This is a genomic window from Porphyromonas sp. KLE 1280 (genome assembly GCF_000700805.1).
Taxonomy (GTDB): domain Bacteria; phylum Bacteroidota; class Bacteroidia; order Bacteroidales; family Porphyromonadaceae; genus Porphyromonas; species Porphyromonas pasteri.
In genome coordinates this window covers 116,768-142,128 of record NZ_KL362962.1, presented here as the reverse complement: position 1 = coordinate 142,128, position 25,361 = coordinate 116,768, and the positions used below count along the sequence as shown (strand labels likewise).

Sequence of the window (25,361 nt, the reverse complement as noted above, 5' to 3'; positions counted from 1 at the left end):
TCTCTATGCAGAAGACGATTAAATCTCTTCGGATAAAGACCATCCTCATGGGGCTCGGCCTCATGGGGATGGCTTTCTCCAGCTGTACCACCGAGCGTGGTGAACACCCCGTCCGCACCTCCGACCGCCTCCAGCTCTCCCTTCCAGGCTCTTCGACCGACAAGATCAAGAGCGTACCCAAGGAAGGCTCGAACTTCTACATCAAGCTCCGTGCGGCCTCCGACTGGAAGCTCACTGTCACGCCCGAGGATGCATCCTCATGGATCGAGCTTGAGCGTAGGAAGGGGGATGGCACGTCCAGCACCTCTATCTCCGTCTCGGTAAGTCAGAATCTCGGCGCCTCTCGCTCAGCACAGATCATCGCGAGCTCAGCGGGCGTTCGTGACACCCTCATCATCAGCCAGCAGGGTACGGGTGAGGTCACCCCTACGCCATCACCCATCCCCTCCCCTACGGGTGAATATATCCTCGGTGATGCCACGCTGCTCGAGGTACCCGCACTCCATGGTGGAAGTCAGAACTACTTCGTCACGCACCGCGCTGGTGGTATCGTGAACTACTCCCTCGAGTACGACACCGACAAGCGTCACCCACGCTTCGTCTGCTTCACCTTCGACAATACGAACTCAGCTCAAGCGGTCAAGCGTAGCGATGCCTGGCAGTGGGATCCCTATGTACCTCAGCGATTCTCTACGGAGAATCTCTTCCGTGGGAGCGGATACGACCGTGGTCACATGGTCGCCTCCTCTGACCGCCTCTTCAGTGCCGAGGCCAATCGACAGACCTTCTACTACACGAACATGAGCCCTCAGCTCGGCGAGCTCAACCAGAAATTCTGGATGGAGCTCGAGCAGAAGGTCCAAGCATGGGGTCGCAACTCCCAGCTCCGTGACGTTCTCTACGTCGCCAAGGGGGGGACGATCCGTGATGATCAGGTCGAGAGCAAGAAGGTCCGTGGCGTCATCGTCGTGCCTAAGTACTACTGGATGGCCCTCGTACTGAAGAAGGGCTCTACCTACCACAGCATCGGCTTCTTGGTCGAGCACCGCTTCTATGGTGCGAAGACCTCCATGCGTAGTGTCGCCCTCTCTATCGACGAGTTGGAGACAAAGCTCGGGATGGACCTCTTCCACAACTTCCCCGACGACATCGAGCAGCAATTCGAGGCAGAATCTCCCGCTACGCCCGCTACGCTCAGCTACTGGCCCGGGCTCTAAGGCAGGCCATTAACCCCATTCTCTACCGGCACCCGCCGACTGCACCTGCGGTCGGCGGGTGTTGCCTTTTATACGAAGGGGAACGTGTAGCTTGGTGCAGTAGGCGTAGCAAGCACTATTGGGTTGTGAGCAGTCCTATATTAGGTTGTTGCTCCGCGTAGGGATAAAAGTAGTGGAGGAGTGGCAGATAAGTTTGAGCTACGTGCGTGGCTCTAATATCTACGTACGTGGATATTTGGATTTGCGTGCCTGGTCTTTAAGGCTACGTGCATAGATAGAAGAATACCACTACGGAAAGGCACTTTTTTATTCATGAGAATAGCACTTTTCCCTCCGCAGGATAAGAGGAATACTTACGATAAGACAAAGGGCGTGCGTATCTCTTCAGAGGGGCATATCGGGGAGCTGGGCGTACGATGCCTTAGCAGAATAACTGCTCAACAGTCTCATATTGGTATGTAAGCAATCCTATATTGGTTCGTGCGCAGACCAATATAGGATCATACTATCGACCAATATAGGTTCACTCGCAGACCAATATAGGTTCACCCAGCGACCAATATAGGCCGACACCACCCCCTCTATGATATCGTAGAAAAGCCCACTATTAAAGGGCTTGTCAAAGCCCGCTCTTGTCAGTATCAAGAAAAGGCCTACCTTTGTCCGTAGAGCAACTCAAAGGGGTGCTGGCGTAGGACACGAGTCCACGCTGTGCTGAGATTATACCCGAAGACCTGATCCAGATAATGCTGGCGTAGGCAGAGAGTGGAGGCGATATCCCGCCGCTCATCCTCTAAGATCTTCCGTTACTCGCGCTGTGATTGAGCCCATCGGCTCGTCATAGTTCCCCAGAGAGTGTCTGCCCCCTTGTGGTAGTAGGCTCGCTGGAGGTGTGTCGTCACTTCGCACTTCCTCATCACACCATGACGATAGAGTTACTTACGATGAAGATCCTGATCAACGGAGCTCCCACCACGCTCCCCCATGTATGCACGATCCCCGAAGCCCTTGCCTTCGCAGCGATCGACCTACCACCTCGCTCGGCCATTGCCGTCAATGAGCGCTTGGTACCCCGCACAGCCTTAGCCACCTACCAGCTCGAGGAGGGCGACACCCTCCTCCTCATCCGACCTACCTTCGGAGGCTAAGCCCTACCCTTTCCACGACACACACATTCCCCTACTATTATGAAGATCAAAGATGTCCTGACTCACGGCCCACTCATCGGCTCAGAGAAGATCTATGTACCTGGCCAGCTCTTCCCCGAGCTACGTGTCGGCATGCGCCGCATCGTCCTCTCCGACACCTACAATGAGGATGGGAGCCGTACCCCCAATGCCCCTGTCGTCGTCTATGACACAGGTGGCCCGTACACCGATAGCGCCTATCAGGTAGACCTCGAGGCGGGCCTGCCACGCCTACGTGAGCCGTGGATCGACCGCCGAGACGATACGACCCGTAGTGAAGAGCTCGGCAGTGAATACACCCGCTCACGCCTCCGGCAGCGCTCCCTTGACGGCCTGCGCTACCGTCACATCTCCCTCCACCCTCGGGTAGCGAAGGAGCACTGTGTCACCCAGCGCTACTATGCCAGCCAAGGCATCATCACCGAGGAGATGGAGTACGTGGCGATACGTGAGAACCAGCTCATCGACGAGGCCAAGGAGCGCCACGCCATGGCAGGCGACCCGCTGGGTGCAGAGATCCCCCCCTACGTGACCCCAGAATTTGTCCGTGAAGAGATCGCCCGAGGGCGCGCCATCATCCCAGCCAACATCAACCACCCCGAGCTCGAGCCTATGATCATCGGGCGCAACTTCCTCTGTAAAGTCAATGCCAATATCGGCAACTCTGCCATCACCAGTAGCATCGCCGAGGAGGTGGAGAAGGCCGTATGGGCTACCCGCTGGGGTGCCGACACCGTGATGGATCTTTCCACTGGGCGTCACATCCACGAGACGCGCGAGTGGATCATCCGCAATAGCCCCGTGCCCATCGGTACCGTCCCCCTCTACCAAGCGCTGGAGAAGGTCCACGGCAAGGCCTACGACCTCAGCTGGGAGATCTATCGCGATACCCTCATCGAGCAGGCGGAGCAGGGTGTCGACTACTTCACCATCCATGCAGGGCTACGCAAGGAGCACATCCCGCTGACCCTCAAGCGCCTTACAGGTATCGTCAGCCGTGGTGGGGCGATCATGGCGGGCTGGTGTACCGAGCACGACGAGGAGAGCTTCCTCTACACCCACTTCGAGGAGATCTGTCAGATAGCTGCCCGCTACGACGTCTCACTCTCCCTCGGCGATGGCCTGCGTCCAGGCTGCATCCATGACGCCAACGATGCAGCACAGTTCGCAGAGCTGAAGACTCTCGGCGAACTCAACCGCATCGCCGCTCGCTACCATGTGCAGGTGATGATCGAGGGCCCAGGACACATCCCCATGCACCTCATCCCCGAGAATATGACGCGCGAACTCCTCGACTGCGACGAAGCCCCCTTCTACACCCTCGGCCCGCTGGTCTCGGACATCGGTGCTGGCTACGACCACATCACAGGGGCTATCGGTGCCTCGATCATCGGACATCAAGGCACTGCCATGCTCTGCTACGTCACGCAGAAGGAGCACCTCGGCCTCCCCGAGCGCAATGACGTCCGTGAGGGAGTCGTGACCTATAAGCTCGCTGCCCATGCTGCTGACCTAGCGAAGGGACACCCGACGGCCTACCTGCGTGACTATGCGATGAGTAAGGCGCGATTTGAATTCCGCTGGAGAGACCAGTTCCATCTGGCACTCGACCCCGAGCGTGCTCAGGAGTTCCACGACGAGACCCTCCCCGATGAGGAGCACAAGGAGAAGCACTTCTGCTCAATGTGTGGTGAGCACTTCTGCTCGATGCGTGCGAACCGCTCCTTCCGTCAAGTGTTGCAGTCACGCTCCGCTGTCCCCAGCGAAGGGCTTGCACTCAGCACCGAAGCCCCATGTAGCCACCATAGATAGCCCTTATGCTACCCCAGCAGATCATCGCCATCACACCGCCCGCGCTCGGTGATACAGGCGAAGCCCTGCGCATCGCTCACCTCCTCCGCCTCGGAGTCGGACGCGTACACATACGCAAGCCCGACGCCACGGTAGAGGAGCTTGAGGCGCTCATCCGCTCTATACCTCGTGAGCTACGCAGTCGCTGCGTCCTCTCACACCACATCGAGCTGGTGAGACGCTGGGGGCTCAGCGGTGTGCACCTCTCCGTAGCCGACTGGAGCACACTCCGTGAGCGCCCGACGGGCGCCCTTCTCCCCGAGCAGATCGTCGGTGTCAGTTGCCACAGCGTAGAGGAGCTGGAGCGCCTACCCTTCCGTCCTGACTACGCCTATGTGAGCCCCGTCGCTGCGAGCATCAGTAAGCCTGGCTACGGGAGTGAAATTCCGTGGATGCCCGAGCTGAGGCGAGCCGTCACGGCACGTTTCCCCTTCCCCCTCATCGCTCTGGGGGGCATCGGAGAGGCGAATGCCCAAGGCTTCATCGAAGAGGGTTTCGCTGGTGTCGCACTCTTAGGGTACTTCGCAAGTCAGCATCTCCACGAGCTCACCGAGCGTGTACAAAAGCTATGCGCCCCGACACTCCTCCTCTGTGGAGGCATTGACCCCACAGCAGAGGCTGGACTCACAGCGGATATGCAGCATGCCGCACGCTTAGGCGTACGTGCCTATAGCATCGTGACGGCACTCACCTGTCAGGATGCCGTAGCCTTCACGCGCCTCACGGCAGTTGCTGACGCAGACCTCATCGAGGCGGTACGCGCTCTCCGCAGGCAGTCACCCCCGCAGGTAGCTAAGATCGGGCTCATCGCTTCGCTCCACCAGCTACTCATCCTCGTCCGTGAGATCCGTGCGCTCTTCCCTGCGTGTCGCATCGTCTGGGATCCGATACTACGCACCAGCTCGGGCGCAGACCTCCTCTCCGATGCCAGCAGTAAAAGCCTCCTCGAGGTGGCAGAGCTGGTAGACGTCATCCTCCCCAATCACTACGAGTCCCGCCAGCTCTTCGGGGAGAACATACCAGGCAAATGGGCAGAGCGCACTCATACCGCTGTCATCTCGAAGTCCGCCTCCTCTACGGAGGAGGATGTCACCGATAGGGCCTACCTCCCCGATGGTCAGCTCATCAAGAGCACCGCACCCCGCCTCGGAGAAGACCGCCATGGCACGGGCTGTCTCTACGCTACGACACTGTGCGCTGCCTTAGCTCGGGGCGAAGACTACCAAGAGGCACTCCACGCAGCCCAGCATGCGACGATGCACTACCGCCTTGGGCGAGGGCAGGGAGCTCCCGTAAGACGACTGCCACTCGGCCGACGGATGTTCGTCACGCACGCTACTACCACAGCGGAGATCCTCGAGCAGACCGACCTCGTCCTTCGTCTGGGCTTAGCGGATATCGTGGAGCTACGCATGAAGGACGCCCCGTGGGAGACCTTCCTTCATACCGCGCGCGAGACCTTAGCGCTCTGCCATGCGTACGACATTCCGCTACTCATCAATGACCGAGTAGATATCGCGCTCCTCACGGGTGCCGATGGCGTGCATCTCGGACAGAGAGATATGCCCCCGACGGAGGCCCGACGTCTCTTAGGCGACTATGCTCTCATTGGTCTGACGTGCAACAGCGCAGAAGACCTCACCACAGCACGCACACTCCCCATCGACTACGTGGGCATCGGCCCCTTCCGCTTCACCTCGACGAAGAAGAAGCTCGCCTCCATCTTAGGACTTGAGGGCTATCGTGCTCTCCAGCTCCACGCCTTCCCCCTCCCTGCTTATGCCATCGGCAGCGTGTCTCCCGAGGATATCCCCGACCTCTACGCCCTCGGACTCTACGGCGTCGCCATGAGTAGCAGCCTCATCCATGTCGCCCGCCTCGCTGCGGACGACCGACCTTAATACACCTGACCACTATGCTTACCATAGCAGACAAGACCTTCCATTCGCGACTCTTCCTCGGTACGGGGAAGTTCGCCTCCCCCGCCCTCATGGCTCGTGCTGTCGAAGCCTCGGGGACCGAACTCGTCACCCTCGCTCTCAAGCGTGTCGAGCTCCAGCATGCCGACAGCGATGACCTCGTAGCTCCCCTCGACAGCCCTCACATCCAGCTCCTCCCCAATACCAGTGGGGCGAAGACCGCCGAAGAAGCTATCCTCGCCGCAGAGCTGGGACGCGAAGCCCTCGAGACGAATTGGCTCAAGCTCGAGGTGCACCCCGACCCGCGCTACCTGATGCCCGACCCCATCGAGACACTACGTGCCGCCGAAGAGCTGGTAAAGCGAGGCTTCATTGTCCTACCCTATGTGCAGGCAGATCCTGTACTCTGCAAGCGCCTCGAGGAGGTAGGCTGCGCCACCGTCATGCCCCTGGCAGCACCTATCGGCACGAATCGCGGGCTGGACACCCGTGCCCTCCTACGTATCATCATCGCCGAGAGTACCATTCCTGTCGTCATCGATGCGGGCATAGGTAGCCCGAGCCACGCCGCCGAATGTATGGAGATGGGTGCTGATGCTGTACTCGTCAATACGGCTATCGCCACAGCACAAGATCCCGTAGCTATGGCACGCGCCTTCCGTCTCGGGGTCGAAGCAGGTCGCATGGCCTACGAAGCTAAGCTCGCCCCACAGAGTCACAAAGCGGTAGCCTCCTCACCTCTCACCGCCTTCCTCTTCACTCCCGAGCCATGACCACCGACAGGACGGCCTATGATGTGCTACGGGCCTATGACTTCGACACCCTGCAGAGGGAGATTTATAGCAAGACGGCAGCGGACGTCCAGCGCGCCCTCTCTACACCACACCGCACGATAGCGGACTTCATGGCACTCGTCTCACCTGCTGCCGTTCCCTACCTCGAGGAGATGGCACGCGAGGCGCACCGCCTCACCGTAGAGCGCTTTGGCCATACGATCCAGCTCTATATCCCGCTCTACCTGTCTAATGTATGCTCCAATAGCTGCGTCTACTGCGGATTCAGCGTGGAGAACAAGATTCGGCGGCGCCAGCTGACGCTCTCCGAGATCGACCGTGAGGTAGAGGCCATCAAGGCCTTGGGCTTCCGTCATCTCCTGCTCGTCAGTGGCGAAGACCTTCGCGCCAGCTCATGGAGGTACTACCTGCAGGTCGTCGAGCATATCCGCCCACACTTCGCTCAGCTCAGTCTCGAGGTCCAGCCCCTCACGACCGAGCAATATACCGCCCTCCATGAGGCGGGGGTAGACTATGTCTGCGTCTATCAGGAGACCTACCACGAAGCACACTACCCCAGCTACCACCCCCGAGGGAAGAAGGCCGACTACCGCTACCGCCTCGAGACACCCGACCGCATCGCCCAAGCAGGTATCGAGAAGATCGGGCTCGGTGCCCTATTAGGGCTCGAGGACTGGCGTACCGACAGCACCTTCACCGCCCTGCATCTCTGCTACCTTCGTCAGCGCTACCGCCAGACGCGCTACTCCATCTCCCTTCCCCGCCTTCGCCCCGCAGTGGGAGCTTACGAGCCCTCCTCGCCCATCGACGACCTCGGCATCACGCAGCTCATCTTAGCCTTCCGTCTCCTTGATCCGCACGTGGAGATCTCCCTCTCGACGCGCGAATCGGCCTCTTTCCGTGATCACGTCCTTCCCTTGGGTATCACGAGCATGAGTGCAGGGAGCCACACCGAGCCCGGAGGCTATGCCGAGAGCAGCGAAGATCTGGAGCAGTTCGTCATCAACGACAGCCGTAGTCCTGCGGAGTTCGCTGCCCACCTACGTAGCGCAGGCTATGAGCCGGTATGGAAGGACTGGGATAGTTGGCTCTGACCTCCCAGCCCCTTAAAAGCATGACCCCAAGCAATGGATATGACTGAGATAGACGACCTCAAGACCCGCTACGCCCGACAGATGAGCCTCCCCGAAGTCGGGGAAGAGGGGCAGATGCGCCTTGCCGAGAAGCGGGTAGCCATCATCGGAGCAGGAGGGCTGGGCTCAGCTCTCCTGCCCCTCCTTGTGGGAGCGGGGGTCGGGCATCTCACACTATGCGATGACGATAGTATCTCAGTGAGTAACCTCCCCCGTCAGACGCTCTACACCACGCACGAGGTAGGTAGGAGCAAGGCGCAGTGCGCTGCCGAGCGACTCCGTGCAGCCAATCCCCACTGCGACATCACGGCATACAGTGAGCGCCTCACCGAGGCGAATGCCACCCGCCTCATCGGGGAGGTCGACCTTCTCATCGACGCTACCGACAACGAAGCGACACGCCTCCTCCTCGATCGCTACGCCTCAGAGCACCAGATCCCGTGGCTCTATGCCTCGCTCGAGGGGTGGTGCGGACAGCTTGCACTCTTCCTCCCCGACTCACCCTCACGCTACAGAGACCTCTTCCCCGAGGGAGCTGAGGGAGACGACCCAAGCTCCACGCAAGCCCCCTTCCCCGTGATGGCGACCACTCCCGCCGTCATCGGCTCTATCGCCGCCGCCGAAGCTCTCAAGCTCCTGCTGGGCCTTCCCTCTCCACTCACCGAAGGCCTCCTCCTCGTAGATAGCCTTCAGCTCTCCTTCCAGCTCATCCGCCGCTAAGCTACCTGTCGGCCTAAAAAGCAGCAAGCACTACAAAGGGACAGAGGGGCTTAGCCCGCTATCCGCATGCGTCTACGCAAGCAGATAGCGGGCTTTAATAGTACCCTGAAATTTGAACCAGTACTGGTCACTCAATCGAGCAGTACTGGTCCGAAGTCTGACCAGTACTGGTACATACCACCAAGCAGTACTGGTCAACTCAGCGACCAGTACTGGTTCATTTTACCCATCACCGTATAGAACATCAAGCATCCCTTCTATAAAGGGCGTCATCTATGGGAACTATAGAGAGCTTGGACGAGAATACGCTACCTAAATTTTCGACACACACTACTTTGTATCCAATAAATACGTAGCTTTGTCACTGATACTAGATCAATATTATATCCTTGTGACACGAAAGCGCACTCATGAGGTATCTGAAAGAACACCGACACAGCCTCGGCTTTGACAAGCGAATGCGATAGCTATCTCCCCGCCTTTGGTTGCGGACGATAGCTCCCTTTGCTATGGCTCTACATTATATAATATAGCGTCACTGTTCCCCACCTCGGGGACAGCAAGCAATGAGCGATCCCCCCAGCCGTAGGCAGTGAGGTGGTCGCTCGTCTCTTTTTACCACGGAATACAGACAAGCATAAATTATTCAAACACCTATACAATTAATTGAACGAATGAGGAAAAGTACATTACTCCTCCTCACCCTGCTCCTGGGGTTCCTGCCTGCGCTCGCGCAGCAGGTGGTGACGGGCACCGTCGTCACCGCCCCCGACAACGAGGCCGCCATCGGAGCCTCGATTATCGTCAAGGAACATAGCAAGGTGGGGACAACCGTGGGGCTGGATGGCAGCTTCAAGATCACGGTACCCGCAGGGTCTAAGACCCTGCGCATCTCCTACATTGGTTACCTCACCCAAGAGGTGCCTATCAAGGACAAGATGAAGATCACACTCGAGCCCTCAGAGAAGACGCTGGACAAGGTCGTCGTCACGGGGCTCACCAAGGTAGACAAGCGCCTCTTCACGGGGGCTTCCGCTAAGCTCGGTGGTGACAAGGCCAAGCTGGACGGGGTGCCCGATGCTGCCCGCGCCCTTGAAGGCCGCGCAGCAGGGGTCTCGGTACAGAATGTCTCGGGGACCTTTGGTACAGCTCCTAAGATCCGCGTGCGTGGGGCAACCTCTATCTACGGGAGCTCCAAGCCCCTCTGGGTCGTCGACGGTGTCATCATGGAAGACGTATCTAATGTAGGTGCCGACGACCTCGCTTCGGGGAACCCTGAGACGCTCATCAGCTCTGCTATCGCTGGTCTCAATGCTGACGACATCGAGAGCTTCCAGGTGCTGAAGGACGGATCGGCTACCTCTATCTATGGTGCACGCGCTATGGCGGGCGTCATCGTCGTCACGACGAAGAAGGGGAAGCAAGGTCAGGCGAACTTCAACTATACGGGTGAGTTCACCAGCCGCCTCATCCCCTCCTACCGCGACTTTGACATCCTCAACTCACAGCAGCAGATGAGTATCTACCGCGAGCTGCGCGATAAGGGATGGCTGAACTTCGCTGAGGTCCTCAACGGTAGTGACTACGGGATCTATGGTAAGATGTACGAGCTGATCAACACGTACAATCCCAAGACCCGCACCTTCCTGCTCGACAATACGACGAAGGCAGAGAACGCTTACCTCCAGCAGGCTGAGCGACGCAATACAAACTGGTTCAAGGAGCTCTTCTCGCCCTCCATCATGCAGACCCACTCGGTGAGCATGAGCGGTGGTACGAGCAAGTCGAACTACTACGCCTCTGCCTCCGCCCTCATCGATCCAGGGTGGTACAAGCAGAGTCAGGTCAAGCGATACACCGCTAACCTCAACGTCACGCATCACCTCCTGAAGAGCCTCTCACTGAATGTCATCGGGGGTGCCTCCTATCGTAACCAGCGTGCGCCTGGTACGCTCGGTCAAGATGTAGACGTCGTAGGTGGTGAGGTCAAGCGCGACTTCGACATCAACCCCTATTCCTACGCTACGAATACCTCGCGTGTCCTCGACCCACGAGAGTACTATACGGCGAACTACGCTCCATTCAATATCTTCAACGAGCTGGAGAATAACTACATCGACCTGGATGTACTCGATGCAAAGTTCCAAGCTGAGCTGCGCTTCAAGCCCATCCGTGGTCTGGAGCTGACCCTCCTCGGGGCCTTCAAGCATACGGCTGCCTCACAGCAGCACAATGTGCGTGACAACTCGAACCAAGCACTGGCCTACCGCGCCATGCCAAACAGCGTCATCAGAGAGTCCAACAAGTACCTCTACCGTGACCCAGATCATCCCTACGATCTCCCCAGCACCGTCCTGCCCAATGGTGGCTTCATGCACAAGGGTGAGAACCGCATGAGCAACTACGACTTCCGTGCTACGGCAAACTATAACCGCACCTTCGGAGTCCACACGCTCAATCTCTTCGGTGGTCTTGAGACGACCAATATCCAGCGTAATCGCACCGCCTTCACGGGCTGGGGGCTTCAGTACGCCGCTGGAGAGACGCCCTTCTACCCCTACCAGTACTTCAAGAAGCAGGTAGAGGACGGCAATAGCTACTACAACCTCAACAACACGAACTATCGTACGGTAGCCTTCTACAGCAATGCGACCTACTCCTATAAGGGGCGCTACGTCGTCAACGGTACCTACCGCTACGAAGGCTCGAATCAACTCGGGCGCAGCAGCAATGCTCGCTGGATGTCTACGTGGAACGTCTCGGGCGCATGGAATATGCACGAGGAAGACTTCTTCCAGAAGCTCAAGCCTCTGAGCCACCTCACACTCCGTCTCTCCTATAGCCTTACGGGGACGCCTCCAGATCCCTCCTATAGCAGCTCGACGACTATCCTCAAGTCCTACATCCCCTTCCGCCTCTTCGCCGAAGACCAGGAGCCTGGGATCGGTATCGAGCAGCTGGGGAATGCTGACCTGACCTACGAAAAGAAGAACGAGCTCAACGCCGGCTTCGACGCAGGGCTCTTCGATGATCGCCTCAGCCTCTCCTTCGATGCCTATACCCGTCGCAACTTCGATGAAATGGGGCCCATGATCACTCAGGGTATCGGAGGTACGATCATCCGTCCTGCCAACGTCGCAGAGATGATGTCCAGTGGTCTCGAGCTCAGCATCACCTCGCAGAACATCAAGACAAAGGACTTCAACTGGACGACGAGCTTCATCTACTCCTACACGCACTCGGAGATCACGAAGCTCTACAACCAAGGGCGTATGATCGACCTTGTCAGTGGGAACGGCTTCGCTAAGAAGGGCTACCCCGCACGTGCCCTCTTCTCTATCCCCTTCGTCGGCCTCAATAACCAAGGTCTCCCCCAGCTCATCAACGAGAAGGGTGAGGTGACGACCGACAACATCAACTTCCAGGAGCGTAACCACACCGAGTACCTCAAGTACGAAGGTCCTACCGACCCCACCCACACGGGCTCACTCGGCAATACGCTCTCCTACAAGGGCCTCCACCTCAATGTATTCCTCACCTATGCCTTCGGCAATGTCGTCCGACTTGATCCGAAGTTCAAGGCTTACTACGGGGATATGGCCTCGATGACGCACGCCTTCATCAACCGTTGGCAGGCTGCTGGCGAGGAGGCTCGTACGGACATCCCCACCATCCTGAGCCGTCGTCAGTACGCTACCAATAACAATCTGCGCTACGCCTACAACGGCTACAACTACTCTACGGCACGTATCGCTAAGGGTGACTTCATCCGCCTCAAGGAGATCTCCCTCGCCTACGACCTACCCACAAGCCTGATCAAGCGTACGCCTCTGCGCAGCGCTTCGGTCAAGGTCCAGGCTACGAACCTCTTCCTCCTGTATGCAGACAAGAAGCTCAACGGCCAAGACCCAGAGTTCTTCAACATCGGTGGGGTAGCTTCGCCTACGCCCCGACAGTTCACTCTCACCCTGAAGCTTGGACTCTAACGCATCGACACCAATGAAGAAGAAACATATCATCACCTCAGTCCTCTCGCTGGCACTGCTCTTCTCGAGCTGCGGTAAGTACCTCGACAAGTACCCCGACAACCGTATGGAGCTGCACACCCCAGAGGATGCGGCGAAGTTCCTCGTATCGGCTTATCCCGATGCCCATGCCGCCTACCTGCTGGAGATGTACTCCGACAATAGCGACGAGCATGACTACACCTCGTGGAGCGCTATCAGCCCCTTTCAAGAGCAGGCCTATCGCTGGAGCAATATCTCCGAGATCCGCGAGCAGGAGACCCCTCAGCAGCTCTGGGACGCACACTATACTGCGATCACCGTCTGCAATGAAGTGCTCAAGCACGTCGCTGGCGTAAGCAATAAGGATGCCTACGCCAGTCAGGTCGCCGAAGCTAAGCTATGCCGCGCCTACTCGATGTTCCAGCTAGCGAATGTCTTCTGCCAAGCCTATGCTCCCGAGACGGCAGCCTCCGACTATGGCTTGCCTTATCCTACCGAGCCTGAGGAGCATCCTGGGCGTACCCTCCATCACCGAGGCACGCTCGAAGCGCTCTACAAGCACATCGAGCAAGACCTCACCGAGGGTCTACAGGATATCAATTCAGCAAACTATGGTAAGCCGAAGTACCACTTCACTGCGCAGGCTGCTCATGCCTTCGCTGCACGCTTCTACCTCTATGCCCGTCAGTATACCAAGGCTATTGAGCACGCTGATGCCGCTCTAGGCTCGAACCCACGTACCGACCTACGTGACTGGGCTTCGTGGAGTAAGCAGGGGCTCTCGGGCAATGTACAGCCTAACGCCTATATCCAGTCTTCTGTCAAGGCGAATATCCTCCTGCAGACGGTAGCTACCGAATGGGGTGGCGTCAGTATCCCCATCCTGCGTGGTAGTAAGTACGCCCATGGTGCACTTATCTCCACTACCGAGACCCTCCAGGCCGATGGTCCATGGGGTGCCAGTGGCGACGTGATGAACTACGTCGTGGTGAACAACAACGGGGTATCTAAGTATGCCCTCCATAAGCTCCCCTACACGCCTAAGTACATCGACCGTGTAGCAGGTATCGGTATCCCCTACTCGACCTACGCTACCTTCACCACTGATGAGACACTCATGGTGCGTGCCGAGGCGAAGGCCCTTCTGCAGCGCTATGACGAGGCTCTGGCTGACCTCAACATCGAGCTCAGCGCTTTCACGAAGCGCAGTGTACAGCTGACCCTTCAGCAGATCAAGGACTTCTACCAGGGCATCAAGTACTATACGCCTGAGAAGCCGACTCCTAAGAAGGAGCTTCACACGACGCCCGCCCTCGAGACGGAGACTCAGGAGCCTCTCCTGCAGGCCATCCTCCAGCTCCGCCGCCTCATCACCATCCACGAAGGTCTCCGCATGCAGGACGTCAAGCGCTACGGCATCACGATCTACCGCCGTCGTGTGAACGTCAGCAATGCCGTCGAGGCTGTGACCGACAAGATGGAGGCACGCGACCCACGTCTGGCCGTCCAGCTTCCTCAGGACGTCATCTCTGCACAGCTCGAGGCTAATCCCCGAGCTTCCCAACATTAACATAGCGACGAAGGACCTATGAACTACATATATCAAGGACTCATCGGGCTACTCCTCACCGTAGGTATCATCGCCTGCTCCGATGACCAGCCGAAGGATCCCACGATCTTCCCCACGACCTCGGAGACGCTCAATGACTTCGAGCAGTGGCTGGACGTGAACTACCGCAGTCCATACAATATCCGCTTCAAGTACAAGCTCGAGGACTCCGAGACGGACCTCAGCTATCACTTTATCCCTGCCGACTCGGCTAAGACAGCCAAGCTCGCGATCATCACGAAGTACCTCTGGTTCGATGCCTATGCCGAGGTCCTCGGGCCTGAGTTCATGAAGCTCAATGCCCCACGTATCCTCGTAGCTATCGGTACGCCAGGCTACACGCGCCAGCGCACTGAGGTCGTCGGTAGTGCCGACGGTGGCTACAAGGTCATCTTAGGGAAGGTCAATTCGCTCACCGACCAAGCTCTGGCCGACTACGAGACGATGACGACCTACTACTTCCACACGATGCATCACGAGTTCACCCACATTCTCAATCAGAAGAAGCCTTACAGCACAGACTTCGCTCTCATCACGAAGTCGGGCTACGTCAGTGGTGACTGGTTCAACCAGTCCGAGCGTGCAGCCAATCGTGCTGGCTTCGTATCGCCCTACGCGATGCAGAATGATGCGGAGGACTTCGCCGAGATGCTCTCCTACTACGTCACCTACACGCCCCAGCAGTGGCAGCAGATCCTCAACAATGCAGGCTCTGCTGGTGCCGCACTCATCCAGCGCAAGCTCCAGCGTGTCAAGGACTATACCCGCGACTCGTGGAAGCTTGACCTCGATGACCTGCGTGACGTCGTCCTGCGCCGTGGTGGCCAGATCGCTACATTAGACCTAACTAAGCTCAACTAATCATGCGTCCTACCTATATATATATCCTCCTGGGGCTACTGAGCTTCATGCTCCCCTCATGCCTCAAGGACAATAAGGAGATCTTCGACAAGCCTGCGGCAGCTCGCATCGACGCCCTCATCGCTGAGGAGAAAGCCCTTCTCGAAGCTGCGCCCAAGGGCTGGCGTATGGAGTACTATGCTGGCCGAGACTTCTCGGGTCCTGGCTTCACGCTCCTGATGAAGTTCGAGAACGGTCACGTGACAATGGCTGGTGACAACGTAGATCCCGAGCTACGGGCTACCAGCGAGTACTCGATCGTCCGCGACCAAGGCCCTGTGCTGACCTTCCCCACCTATAATGAGGTGATTCACTCACTGGCCTCCGCATCACTCGGTTACCCCGAGGGGATCCAGGGAGACTATGAGTTCGCTATCCTCTCAGCCTCCGCTGATACAGTACGCCTGCTCGGTAAGAAGTGGGGCAATGAGATGCGCCTCGTCCGCATCCCCGATGACAGCAGCATCGAGGAGCAGATCCTCGGTATCCTCAATGTCCGCGAAGGGATGACAGCAAGCACCTTCGACTTCTCTCTCGGGAGCAAGGAGCTGGCGCAAGGTGAGATCCGTCGAGACGCCCGTCGCCTCTCGGTCAAGATCGGTGAGCGTAGCTTCGACACGCCGTTCAACTTCACCGCTACGGGCATCACGCTACAGAGCCCCATCGTGGTCGAAGGCAAGAGCTACAGCACCTTCACCTGGAATGGCGAAGCCCAACAGTTCACCTCGGGTGACCTCGTCGCGAAGCTCTTCCTCCCCAAGAGCTATAAGCCTATTGACTTCTGGTACGGCACGTGGACGCTCCGACACAACCCCATACGTGGCTGGCGTAAGCCTACCACCCTCACCCTCTCAGCTGGTGAGCGAGCCAATACCCTCTCAGCTGTCCTCACCTTCTACGGAGTCAGCTACAAGATGGTCCTCCCCTACGATGCTACCACGGGTACGATCAGCTTCCAGGGACAGGCTCTGCACGACCCGACGAATAGATATGCTGGTGGTATCATCCTCGTACCTGCATCACTGGCTGATGGACGCAAGCTCCTCGCCGCTGAGCTCCATAGCATCACCTTCGCTTGGGATGAAGATCTCCAGCAAGCCGTCGCTAAGGGTACCGAGCTCGCCGATGGTAAGGTCGACTCCTTCTATGGCATCGCCTACGGTGAAGACCTCAATACTCCGCTCGTCGATAGTAAGGGCAACCTCGTCATGCCGATCGCTATCGAGAATATCCAGTACATCAAGAAGCAGCCTTAGGCCAGCCTCGTATGTACCTCTCTCAATTCAGATGATTACAATACTCATGAAGAGAATAAGCTTAATCCTCCTCGCTGCTCTCGGACTGCTGAGCCTTGGTAGCTCGTGCAAGAAGCAGCAGGATGTACCTCGACTGAGCCAGGTGGACTTCTCCGTACTGGAGGCTAAGACCTACCTCCCAGTAGAGTCCTCTACGGCGACCGTACGTCTTGACAAGGCCCCTGCGAAGGCCTACAGCTCCGCCTCTTGGCTTCAGGTAGCTCAGGAAGGTGCGACGATCCGTCTTACCTCGACCGACAATATCAATCCCCAGTCACGCAACGCCTCGCTGGTCCTCAAGGACAGCAAGGGTGACTCCATCGCGATCAACATCATGCAGGCCGGCATCATCTTCGGTCTGCCGAAGGAGCAAGCGATGATCGGGGGAGATGCTGCCATTGACAAGACGATCAAGGCACCCTCGAATATCACCGTCACCTACACCACCTCAGCCGACTGGATCCAGCTGGAGCCCAAGGATCAGCAGCTTCGTGTCATCGTCGCAGAGAACACCACGGGCCGTCCCCGCACGGGCTGGATCATCGCCAAGGGGGTTGGTCTCGTTGACTCACTTCAGGTCACACAGGTCGATCTCTCCGACATCGTAGGGCAGTACACTCAGAAGTCTATGACGCTGGATGCTGCTACGGGGACTATGGTTCCTCTAAGCTCCGACGTGGAGATCAAGAAGGTCAGCGACACGCAGGCACAGTTCATCATCGACGGCACCTACACATGGGAGGCTGCATTCACGCCTGGTCAAGGCCTGGAGCTCCTCAACGGGAAGGTGGTGAAGACTGCGACAGACCCAGCCAGCGGCAAGAACATCTACATCATGAGCGTCCTCGCTGCCGATGACTTCACTGCTGAGCACAAGACCTACATCATCGGGACACGTGAACCCGTGCTGATCTCCGTCAACCATGATGGCAAGCTCATCTTCAAGGAGAAGAGCAAGATCTCCTCGGAGCAGTACTGGGCTTCCTACGGCTTCGTCCGCTCAAGCTCACGCCAGATCACCCAAGGTACGTTCATCGGCATCGAGAAGTTCTTCATCCAGCCTAAGCTAGAGGCCAAGTAACCCTCCTGCGTCCCTCAGACGAATCCACTACGCATCAGCCCCTCGCCCGTAGCATCTGCTATGGGCGAGGGGCTTGCCTTTTTAGGTATCGTAAGCGGCATCATAGCCACCTGACGACAGAGTGATAATGGGACAATAGGGCTACCACAGAAACAAGCTCCCATCATGTACCCTTCGGGTCTATCTTGAGCATGTTCGTTATCTTTGCCAATGCTTCGCACAAGTGAAGCAGGATCAAGCCGTATGACGAATAGCCTCCCCGACACTCCGCTCGACGTAGTCATCATAGGTGCTGGCCTGACGGGCCTCACCGCAGCCTTCCATCTGAAGGAGGCTGGACTCAGCTTACACCTCGTTGAGCAACGTGATCGGCCTGGGGGCGTCATCGAGAGCCACAGCGAAGGGGGCTTCATCTATGAGTCGGGACCTACGACGGGCATCATCAGTCATGCTGCCGTCCCTCGCCTCTTTGCCGCCTTCCCAGATCTCATGTGCACCGCTTCTCCTGAGGCCAATCGCCGCCTCATCCTCAAGAGTATGGGGAAGCATACAGGCGAAGGACAGACCTTCCTCCCCCTACCCTCCTCACCGCTCTCTGGGCTGAAGACGCCCCTCTTCTCAATGCGTGATAAGCTGGGCATCCTCCTCGAGCCCTTCCGTGCCCGTGGTCGGAAGGAGAACGAGTCGATCGCAGAGCTGGTCGTGCGCCGACTGGGGAAGAGCTTCCTCGACTATGCAGTTGACCCCTTCATCGGGGGCATCTACGCAGGCGACCCACACCGTCTCGTGACGCGCTACGCCCTACCCACGCTCTACGCCCTCGAGGAGCAATATGGGAGCTTCATCCGTGGGGCTATCGCCAAGGCACGAGCACCGAAGGATGCGGAGGCTCAGAGTGTGACGAAGCAAATCTTCTCCACCTCGGGCGGGCTATCCCAGCTCACACACGCCCTTGCAAATCATATCGGGAGCGAGCACTTCTCCTACTCTGCCGAAGGCTGTCGTATCACACGCACCGCAGAGGGGCTCTACGAAGTGCAGTTCACGGCAGAGGGCACCACACGCACGCTCCGAGCCCACCACGTCATCACGACGGCACCTGCACCCGCCCTCCCCAGCCTACTCCCCTTCCTCTCCACAGAAGACCTCGCCCCGATCACTGCTCTCCGCTACGCACCTATCGTGCAAGTGGCTTGGGGTATGCGTAAGACGAATCTCCCCAACTTCCATGCCTTCGGTGGTCTGGTCCCCTCGCACGAAGATGGCGAACTCTTAGGTATCCTGCATCCATCGGCATGCTTCGAAGAGCGCGCACCTAAGGGCGGTACACTCCTCTCTATCTTCCTCGGAGGGATGCGAGCACCAGAGGTCATTGATTACTCGGACGAAGCCATCGAGGCCCTCGTCCGTGAGCGCCTGCAGCGCCTACTCGGGATCACGAGCGAGCCCGACCTACTGCACATCTTCCGCCACCGCTTGGCTATCCCCCAATACGAAGCCTCATCGGGAGCACGCTTCGAGCAGATCGCGCAGCTTGAAGAGCGCTATCCAGGCCTCCACTTAGCTGGGGCGGTCCGTGACGGCATCGGCATCCCCGACCGCATCAAGCAGGGCGAGGCCTTAGCTCGTCTCATCAGCAAGCAGCATGGCGCCTAATAAAAGCACCTACCCCGAGCGCACGAAAAAGATCCTACGTGTGACGCTCCTCGGCAGTGCTTCCAACGCCCTCCTCGTACTACTGAAGCTCTTCGTAGGGATCGTAGGGCATAGTAGCGCGATGATAGCAGAGGCGATCAACTCGATCTCTGACTTCCTCACCGACATCATTGCCCTCATCTTCATCCGTATCTCGGGCAAGCCTCAGGATAAGGATCATCACTACGGGCACGGGAAGTTCGAGACGCTCGCCTCGGTCGTCATGGCAGTCGTCATGATCAGCGTCGGCGTCCTCCTCCTCTACAATAGCATCATCTCGATCATTGGCCTTGGGATGGGTACGCTCCAGCTGCCCCGTCCCAGCCGTATGACACTCATCGTCGCCTTCGTCTCCCTTCTGATCAAGCTCTTCCTCTACCGCTATACCTACCAGTGGGCAGGGCTGCTCAAGAGCTCGGCACTCAAGGCCAAGGCCCTCGACCACCGCAGTGATACGCTGGCACTCATCGCCGTACTCATCGGTATCGCTGGAGCTACCTTCCTCGATGAGCGCTGGCTCTTCCTCGAGCCACTGGCTGCAGGCGTCGTGAGCCTCTTCATCATCCACATGGGCTGGAGCGTCCTTCGCCCGGCCTTCAATGAGCTGACAGAGGAATGCCTGAGCCCTGAGATCGAAGGAGAGATCACCGAGATCGTCCTCTCGACGCACCGTGTCGAGGGCATCCATCGCATGCGCACTCGTAGCATCGGCGGGAGCTACGCTATCGAGATCGACCTCCTTGTCGATGGGCGCATGAGTGTAGCCGAGGGGCACGACATCACCCTAATCATCGAGCGCGAGCTACGTGCCCGCTATGGGACGACGACCCACATCGCTATTCACATCGAGCCCAGCTCCCACGGACATTACTAACATCCCTTACCCCACGATAAGCCAATGAAGATCGAAGCAATGAAGATCACCCTGCACGAAATGCGCTTCTACGCCTACCACGGCGTCTTCCCGCAGGAGCAGCGTGTCGGCAATCAGTTCGTCGTCGAGCTCACTTTCTTTGCTGACGTAGCTGGGAGTATCCGCAGTGACGAGCTGGAGGAGACCATCAGCTATGCTGACGTCTACGAGGTCGTCAAGGCCGAGATGGCCATCCCCTCACGTCTCTTGGAGCATGTCGTCGGCCGTATCAGTGAGCGCCTCTTCGCGACCTTCCCCCGCATGCAGCGCCTCACACTCACCCTCAGCAAGTGCAATCCGCCCTTCCCTGGCGAGGTACAGTCCGCAGCCTTCACCCTTGAAGCCAGCCGCGACTAAGCCGCCACGACTCGGATGTCTTGACGCAAAACACGGGAGCGCCCCAGCGATATCACTGGGGCGCTCCCGTATCCTTTCGGCTCCGTATAAAAGAAAAAGACGATACACCTCGTAGGTATATCGTCCGTGTTTCGTAGCGAGAGGGGGACTTGAACCCCCGACCTTCGGATTATGAATCCGACGCTCTAACCAGCTGAGCTATCTCGCCGCCTCTTGTAAAAGCACTGCAAAGGTAGCACAAAGCTTTTATATATGCAAGAAGTCGCATTGACTTCCTCGCTCTCCCCTTTCTCCATCTATTAGATAGAGCGCCATCACACTCAAGAAAAAGGTAGCATTCCCCGGAAGAATACTTACATCCCAGCGGAAATAAAGCTGCTAAGCTATAGTGCCATATCGCTATCTATGTACGTAGCTTTAAAGTCTACGCACGTAAATCATAGCGACTACGTACCTGGATTTTAGATCCACGTACGTAGATATAGATCAAGCTATACGCCTCAAGAGGAAGATCTGACGGAGAAGAGAAGTATCCCTCCACTCTCCATAGTCCCAGCATGGGCACGTTTGCGTATCTTTGTAGGTAAATAGTTATACAGATAAGACCTATGGCTGAAAAGAAATGGCTGCTGGACTTCCAAGGCGTCCAGATTGCCCGCCACGAACATATCCTCTTCGAGCATCTTGATCTGCAGGTTGCTGCAGGCGAATTCGTCTACCTCACCGGCCCTGTAGGTGCTGGGAAGAGCACGCTACTGAAGACCATCTCCGCCGAAGTTCCCCTCACCAAGGGAAAGGCCAACGTCATGGGCTTCGACCTCTCTCACATCAAGAGCAAAGAGCTACCGAAGCTACGTCGCCGCCTTGGCATCGTCTTCCAGAACTTCCAACTCCTTCCCGACCAGACCGTGCACGACAACCTCGATATCGTGCTGCGTGCCTTCGGTGTCAGCCGAAGTAACGAACGCGAGAGCCTCATCAACGAAGCGCTCCAGGATGTCGGGCTCGAGACGAAGAGCTATAAGTATCCCCACGAACTCTCAGGCGGTGAGCAACAGCGTGTCGCCATTGCCCGCGCCCTCATCGGCCGTCCCGAGCTCATCCTCGCTGACGAACCTACGGGGAACCTCGATGCAGAGAATGGTCTGGCTATCGCCGAGCTCCTGCACCGCCTCACCAAGGAGCGTGGTACAGCCGTCATCATGGCTACACACAACCGCCAGGTCCTCGAGTACTACCCCGCTCGCTGTATTGCCCTCGATACGCTCTAAGCCCCGAGCGAAAGCACAGCCCCATTCCCTCGACACGTACCCCCTAAGACACAAAGCCGTTGAAAGTAATGAAGTTCGGAGGCACCTCCGTTGCCTCTGCCCAGCGCATAGCCCACGTAGCTGACCTCATCACAGCTACCGATGAGCCTAAGATTGTTGTCCTCTCGGCTATGGCCGGTACGACAAACGCCCTTGTAGAGATCGGGCATCAGCTCATGGCGCATCACCGCCACGAGGCCCTCACTATCCTCACGAAGCTCAAGCACAAGTACGAGCAAGAGACGCAGCTGCTCTTCCCCGACAAGCACAGCTACGACCGTGCCTGGACCTTGGTCAATGAGACGTTCTTCTTCCTCGAGCAGCTCTGCTACTCGGATACCTTCACGCTCTTTGACGAGAAGAAGATCCTGGCACGTGGGGAGCTCCTTAGCACAGCGATGATGCTGCGTCACCTCGAGGATCGAGGCGTGCGTGCGGTCGGCCTCCCGGCACTGGAGTACATGCGTACCAATAAGCAGGCTGAGCCCGACGAAGACTATATCCAAGCCCATCTCTCGGAGCTCATCAAGCGAGCGCCCGAGGGCACGCAGCTCTTCATCACGGAGGGCTACATCTGTCGCAATGCCTTCGGCGATATCGACAACCTGCAGCGCGGGGGTAGCGACTATACCGCCACGCTCATCGGTGCCGCCCTCGAGGTCGACGAGATCCAGATCTGGACGGACATCGATGGCATGCACAACAACGACCCTCGTATCGTCGATGCTACGGCTCCCGTACGTCGCCTCCACTTCGAGGAAGCCTCTGAGCTGGCGTATTTCGGAGCGAAGATCCTCCACCCCACCTGCATCCAGCCCGCCAAGCGCCGCCACATCCCCGTGCGTCTACTGAATACGATGGCGCCCGATGCCCCAGGCACGCTCATCTCCCTCGACACCGACAAGGATATGATCAAGGCGGTGGCAGCGAAGGACAACATCACGATGATCCGCATCCGTAGCAATCATCAGCTCTCCCACTGGAGCTTCATGGGGAAGGTCTTTGCGCTCTTCGAGCATCACTGCATCCCCATCGATATGATCGCTTCGACCGAAGCCTCTATCTCCCTCACCATCGAGCGCAGCACGCTCCCCGAAGACCTGCGCCACAGCCTCCAGAGCTTGGGTAGCATCGACGTCGAGCACGACATGACCATCGTCTGTGTCGTCGGCGATATGGAGTGGGACAACGTGGGCTTTGAGGCGCAGATCCTGAACGCCCTCAGCGAGATCCCCGTGCGCATGATCTCCTACGGCGGTAGCGACTACAACCTCACCGTACTCGTCGAGGCAGCGGACAAGCGCCGCACGCTCCTCGCTCTGAGCGACCACCTCTTCGGCTCTAAGGACGCCAAGAAGGGAGCAGATAAGTAGCATGGCCTCCTCACAGCCTACCCGCACACAGCTTTGGCTGGGGCTCACCCGCCCACGCACCCTGCTCTCGGGGCTTAGCGCCGTCCTCGTAGCGATCTTTTACGCAGCCTTCATCGGGCCTATCGATCCGCTACGCACGGCCCTTCTTCTCGTCGTCGCCATCAGCGCACAGATCGGGAGTAACATTGCCAATGACCTCATTGACTTCAAGAAGGGCGCCGACACCGAGGAGCGCACAGGGCCACTCCGCCCGCTCTCCAAGGGACTCCTCACCGAAGGTGAGGTACGCCGTGCGCTATACATCAGCCTCTTTGTCTTCCTCGCCAGCGGTATCACGCTCGTGGCGCTCACCTCATGGTGGCTGCTACTCGTGGGGCTGTCTGTCGGGCTGGGCATCTTCGCCTACTCGGGCGGGCCTTATCCGCTCTCCTATCATGGGCTGGGCGATTTGGCGGTGCTGATCTTCTTCGGCTGGGTACCCGTGGTGACGAGCTTCTTCATCCTACGCGGGACGATCGCTGACCCCGTGCTGTGGCACTTAGCTACGGCGATCGGTCTGGCGAGCGTGAATATCCTCATCGTGAATAACTACCGCGACGTCGACGAAGACCGCAAGGCTGGCAAGCGCACGCTCATCGTGCGGATGGGCCGTGACTTCGCGCCACGCTTCTACCTCACCTGCGGGCTGCTCTCGATGGGCTTCCTTTACCCCATCTATAGCTTCTGGGGGATGCTCCTCATGCTACCCTACGTCGTCGTCTTCTCGATGACGCACCGACAGCTGCAGGAGTCCGAGGGCAGCGAGCTCAACAAGACGCTCGGTGCTACGGCACGCAACGTCTTCTTCCTCGCCCTCCTCATCGGCGCCATGCTCCTGCTGAGAGCTTAGCCCTCCCGCACACAACCGCATCAACGCACCTCGCCCCGCTACGGAAGCCTGACGGCTCGGTAGCGGGGCGAGGTGCGTTCTGTGGGTTAGGCGCTTCAGCGCTTGTGGAGGCTGGCGACGACACGGAGGACGAAGGCCATCGGAGCAAAAGGCACCAGGCGGAGCAGGAGGCGCTGCAGAAGTGGCGTGCCTGCGATGAGCTTCCTTCGGCCTCGGAGCATCGCCTCGTAGCTACGACGCGCCACGTCGTCGGGGCTTTGGGTAAGCTGGGATGCAAGGCCCGTACCTTCGAGCTTCGCGGCAGCTTCGAAGCCCGTGTGCATCCCGCCAGGCAGGACGACCGTCGCCGTGACACCCGTTCCCCGAAGCTCTTCGCTGAGCGCCAAGGTCAGCGAAGTGACGTAGGCCTTCGCCGCGAAGTAGGTAGCTTGCCATGGCCCTGGGACGAGCGAGGCGATCGAAGAGACATTGAGGATGCGCCCACTTCCTCGGGCGATGAAGCTCGGCAGGAAGAGCTTCGTCAGAGCCGTCAGCGCGGCGATGTCTACGGCCAGGAGGTTAGCATCATCCTCAAGGGAGCGCTCGGCAAGGCTCCCTTGTCCGCCCAGCCCTGCATTATTGATAAGGTAGTCAACCGAGAGGCCAAGGCGCTCCACTTCAGCGAAGAGCGAGGCGGGCGCATCGGGCTCAGCAAGGTCCTTCGCGAGGACGTGGACGGTGACGTGATGGGCTTGCTCCAGCTCGGCCTTGAGAGCGAGCAGGCGCTCCTCACGGCGAGCGACAAGGATAAGGTTGCCCCCCAAGGAAGCATGCAGGCGGGCATAAGCTTCGCCGAGCCCACTGGAAGCCCCCGTGATGAGGGCGGTCTTAGCGTGATCCATACGATGGTAAAAAGGGGATTTTGTGCGCCCCAAAGTAGCCTACTTTTCGCCCTCAAGATGAGGCGTTCGGCACGAGAGATTAATCAACTGTTATACAAAGCATTATAACGCCATGCGAAGGTAGCCAGTTCGTGCGCATGAAAATATTTTTTTGTGCGCACAAAAATTTATTTCTGTGCGCACAGAAATTTACCGCCATGCGCACGGCGATAAATTTCCCTCCGCAGGGA

Annotated in this window: 19 protein-coding genes, 1 tRNA gene and 1 riboswitch; of the genes, 18 read left to right on the top strand and 2 right to left on the bottom strand. The window is 58.2% G+C overall.

Annotated elements, in window-relative coordinates; all coding sequences use genetic code 11:
• Window positions 1-5: 5 nt before the first annotated feature.
• From HMPREF1121_RS00580 to folB, 15 genes are all read left to right on the top strand, one after another.
• Window positions 6-1,217, top strand: a complete 1,212-nt coding sequence (locus HMPREF1121_RS00580) for a DNA/RNA non-specific endonuclease (RefSeq protein WP_044114216.1) — start codon at window positions 6-8, stop codon at window positions 1,215-1,217.
• Window positions 1,218-1,886: 669 nt separating this feature from the next.
• Window positions 1,887-1,995: riboswitch (TPP riboswitch) on the top strand.
• Between the two features lie 145 nt (window positions 1,996-2,140).
• Window positions 2,141-2,365 carry a sulfur carrier protein ThiS gene (locus HMPREF1121_RS00575; RefSeq protein ID WP_044114215.1) on the top strand — a complete coding sequence of 75 codons (225 nt, stop codon included), beginning with the start codon at window positions 2,141-2,143 and terminating at the stop codon, window positions 2,363-2,365.
• A gap of 39 nt (window positions 2,366-2,404) precedes the next feature.
• Window positions 2,405-4,216 carry a phosphomethylpyrimidine synthase ThiC gene (gene thiC / locus HMPREF1121_RS00570; RefSeq protein ID WP_044114214.1) on the top strand — a complete coding sequence of 604 codons (1,812 nt, stop codon included), beginning with the start codon at window positions 2,405-2,407 and terminating at the stop codon, window positions 4,214-4,216.
• Between the two features lie 5 nt (window positions 4,217-4,221).
• The gene (gene thiE / locus HMPREF1121_RS08580) at window positions 4,222-6,156 is read left to right on the top strand and encodes a thiamine phosphate synthase (protein WP_052353526.1); all 1,935 of its coding nucleotides are present in this window, start codon (window positions 4,222-4,224) and stop codon (window positions 6,154-6,156) included.
• A gap of 14 nt (window positions 6,157-6,170) precedes the next feature.
• Window positions 6,171-6,947 (top strand): thiazole synthase, encoded by a 777-nt coding sequence (locus HMPREF1121_RS00560; RefSeq protein WP_044114213.1) that lies wholly within the window; start codon window positions 6,171-6,173, stop codon window positions 6,945-6,947.
• Window positions 6,944-8,062, top strand: a complete 1,119-nt coding sequence (thiH, locus tag HMPREF1121_RS00555) for a 2-iminoacetate synthase ThiH (RefSeq protein ID WP_044114212.1) — start codon at window positions 6,944-6,946, stop codon at window positions 8,060-8,062. Before HMPREF1121_RS00560 ends, thiH begins: the two co-directional genes overlap by 4 nt.
• 39 nt (window positions 8,063-8,101) lie before the next feature.
• Window positions 8,102-8,821 carry a HesA/MoeB/ThiF family protein gene (locus tag HMPREF1121_RS00550; RefSeq protein ID WP_044114678.1) on the top strand — a complete coding sequence of 240 codons (720 nt, stop codon included), beginning with the start codon at window positions 8,102-8,104 and terminating at the stop codon, window positions 8,819-8,821.
• A 674-nt stretch (window positions 8,822-9,495) separates the two neighbouring features.
• The gene (locus HMPREF1121_RS00545) at window positions 9,496-12,807 is read left to right on the top strand and encodes a SusC/RagA family TonB-linked outer membrane protein (RefSeq protein ID WP_044114211.1); all 3,312 of its coding nucleotides are present in this window, start codon (window positions 9,496-9,498) and stop codon (window positions 12,805-12,807) included.
• Between the two features lie 13 nt (window positions 12,808-12,820).
• Window positions 12,821-14,398, top strand: coding sequence for a RagB/SusD family nutrient uptake outer membrane protein (locus tag HMPREF1121_RS00540; RefSeq protein ID WP_044114210.1), 1,578 nt, complete (start codon window positions 12,821-12,823; stop codon window positions 14,396-14,398).
• A gap of 18 nt (window positions 14,399-14,416) precedes the next feature.
• Window positions 14,417-15,298, top strand: a complete 882-nt coding sequence (locus HMPREF1121_RS00535; RefSeq protein WP_009433446.1) for a zinc-binding metallopeptidase — start codon at window positions 14,417-14,419, stop codon at window positions 15,296-15,298.
• 2 nt (window positions 15,299-15,300) lie between these two features.
• On the top strand, window positions 15,301-16,593 hold the full coding sequence (locus HMPREF1121_RS00530) for a DUF4302 domain-containing protein (RefSeq protein ID WP_044114209.1): 1,293 nt from the start codon (window positions 15,301-15,303) through the stop codon (window positions 16,591-16,593).
• Between the two features lie 46 nt (window positions 16,594-16,639).
• Window positions 16,640-17,713: a BACON domain-containing protein gene (locus HMPREF1121_RS08830; RefSeq protein ID WP_084151867.1), complete on the top strand. Its 1,074-nt coding sequence runs from the start codon at window positions 16,640-16,642 to the stop codon at window positions 17,711-17,713.
• Window positions 17,714-17,923: 210 nt separating this feature from the next.
• Window positions 17,924-19,369, top strand: coding sequence for a protoporphyrinogen oxidase (gene hemG / locus HMPREF1121_RS00520; RefSeq protein WP_052353525.1), 1,446 nt, complete (start codon window positions 17,924-17,926; stop codon window positions 19,367-19,369).
• Window positions 19,359-20,282 carry a cation diffusion facilitator family transporter gene (locus HMPREF1121_RS00515; protein WP_044114206.1) on the top strand — a complete coding sequence of 308 codons (924 nt, stop codon included), beginning with the start codon at window positions 19,359-19,361 and terminating at the stop codon, window positions 20,280-20,282. Before hemG ends, HMPREF1121_RS00515 begins: the two co-directional genes overlap by 11 nt.
• A 24-nt stretch (window positions 20,283-20,306) precedes the next feature.
• Window positions 20,307-20,678: a dihydroneopterin aldolase gene (folB, locus tag HMPREF1121_RS00510; RefSeq protein WP_044114205.1), complete on the top strand. Its 372-nt coding sequence runs from the start codon at window positions 20,307-20,309 to the stop codon at window positions 20,676-20,678.
• A gap of 134 nt (window positions 20,679-20,812) precedes the next feature.
• On the opposite strand, the gene HMPREF1121_RS00505 is transcribed toward folB, so the two are convergent.
• A tRNA-Met gene (locus HMPREF1121_RS00505) sits at window positions 20,813-20,886 on the bottom strand.
• A gap of 400 nt (window positions 20,887-21,286) precedes the next feature.
• Between HMPREF1121_RS00505 and HMPREF1121_RS00500 the strand changes: the two genes are divergently transcribed.
• The 3 genes from HMPREF1121_RS00500 to menA are packed head-to-tail and all read left to right on the top strand — an operon-like array spanning window position 21,287 to window position 24,250.
• Window positions 21,287-21,949 (top strand): cell division ATP-binding protein FtsE, encoded by a 663-nt coding sequence (locus HMPREF1121_RS00500; protein WP_044114204.1) that lies wholly within the window; start codon window positions 21,287-21,289, stop codon window positions 21,947-21,949.
• Window positions 21,950-22,008: 59 nt separating this feature from the next.
• The gene (locus tag HMPREF1121_RS00495) at window positions 22,009-23,361 is read left to right on the top strand and encodes an aspartate kinase (RefSeq protein WP_044114203.1); all 1,353 of its coding nucleotides are present in this window, start codon (window positions 22,009-22,011) and stop codon (window positions 23,359-23,361) included.
• Window position 23,362: 1 nt separating this feature from the next.
• Window positions 23,363-24,250: a 1,4-dihydroxy-2-naphthoate octaprenyltransferase gene (gene menA, locus HMPREF1121_RS00490; protein ID WP_044114202.1), complete on the top strand. Its 888-nt coding sequence runs from the start codon at window positions 23,363-23,365 to the stop codon at window positions 24,248-24,250.
• Between the two features lie 95 nt (window positions 24,251-24,345).
• Here the strand turns inward: menA and HMPREF1121_RS00485 are convergent, their stop codons facing one another.
• Window positions 24,346-25,131: an SDR family NAD(P)-dependent oxidoreductase gene (locus tag HMPREF1121_RS00485; protein WP_044114201.1), complete on the bottom strand. Its 786-nt coding sequence runs from the start codon at window positions 25,129-25,131 to the stop codon at window positions 24,346-24,348.
• Window positions 25,132-25,361 lie beyond the last annotated feature (230 nt).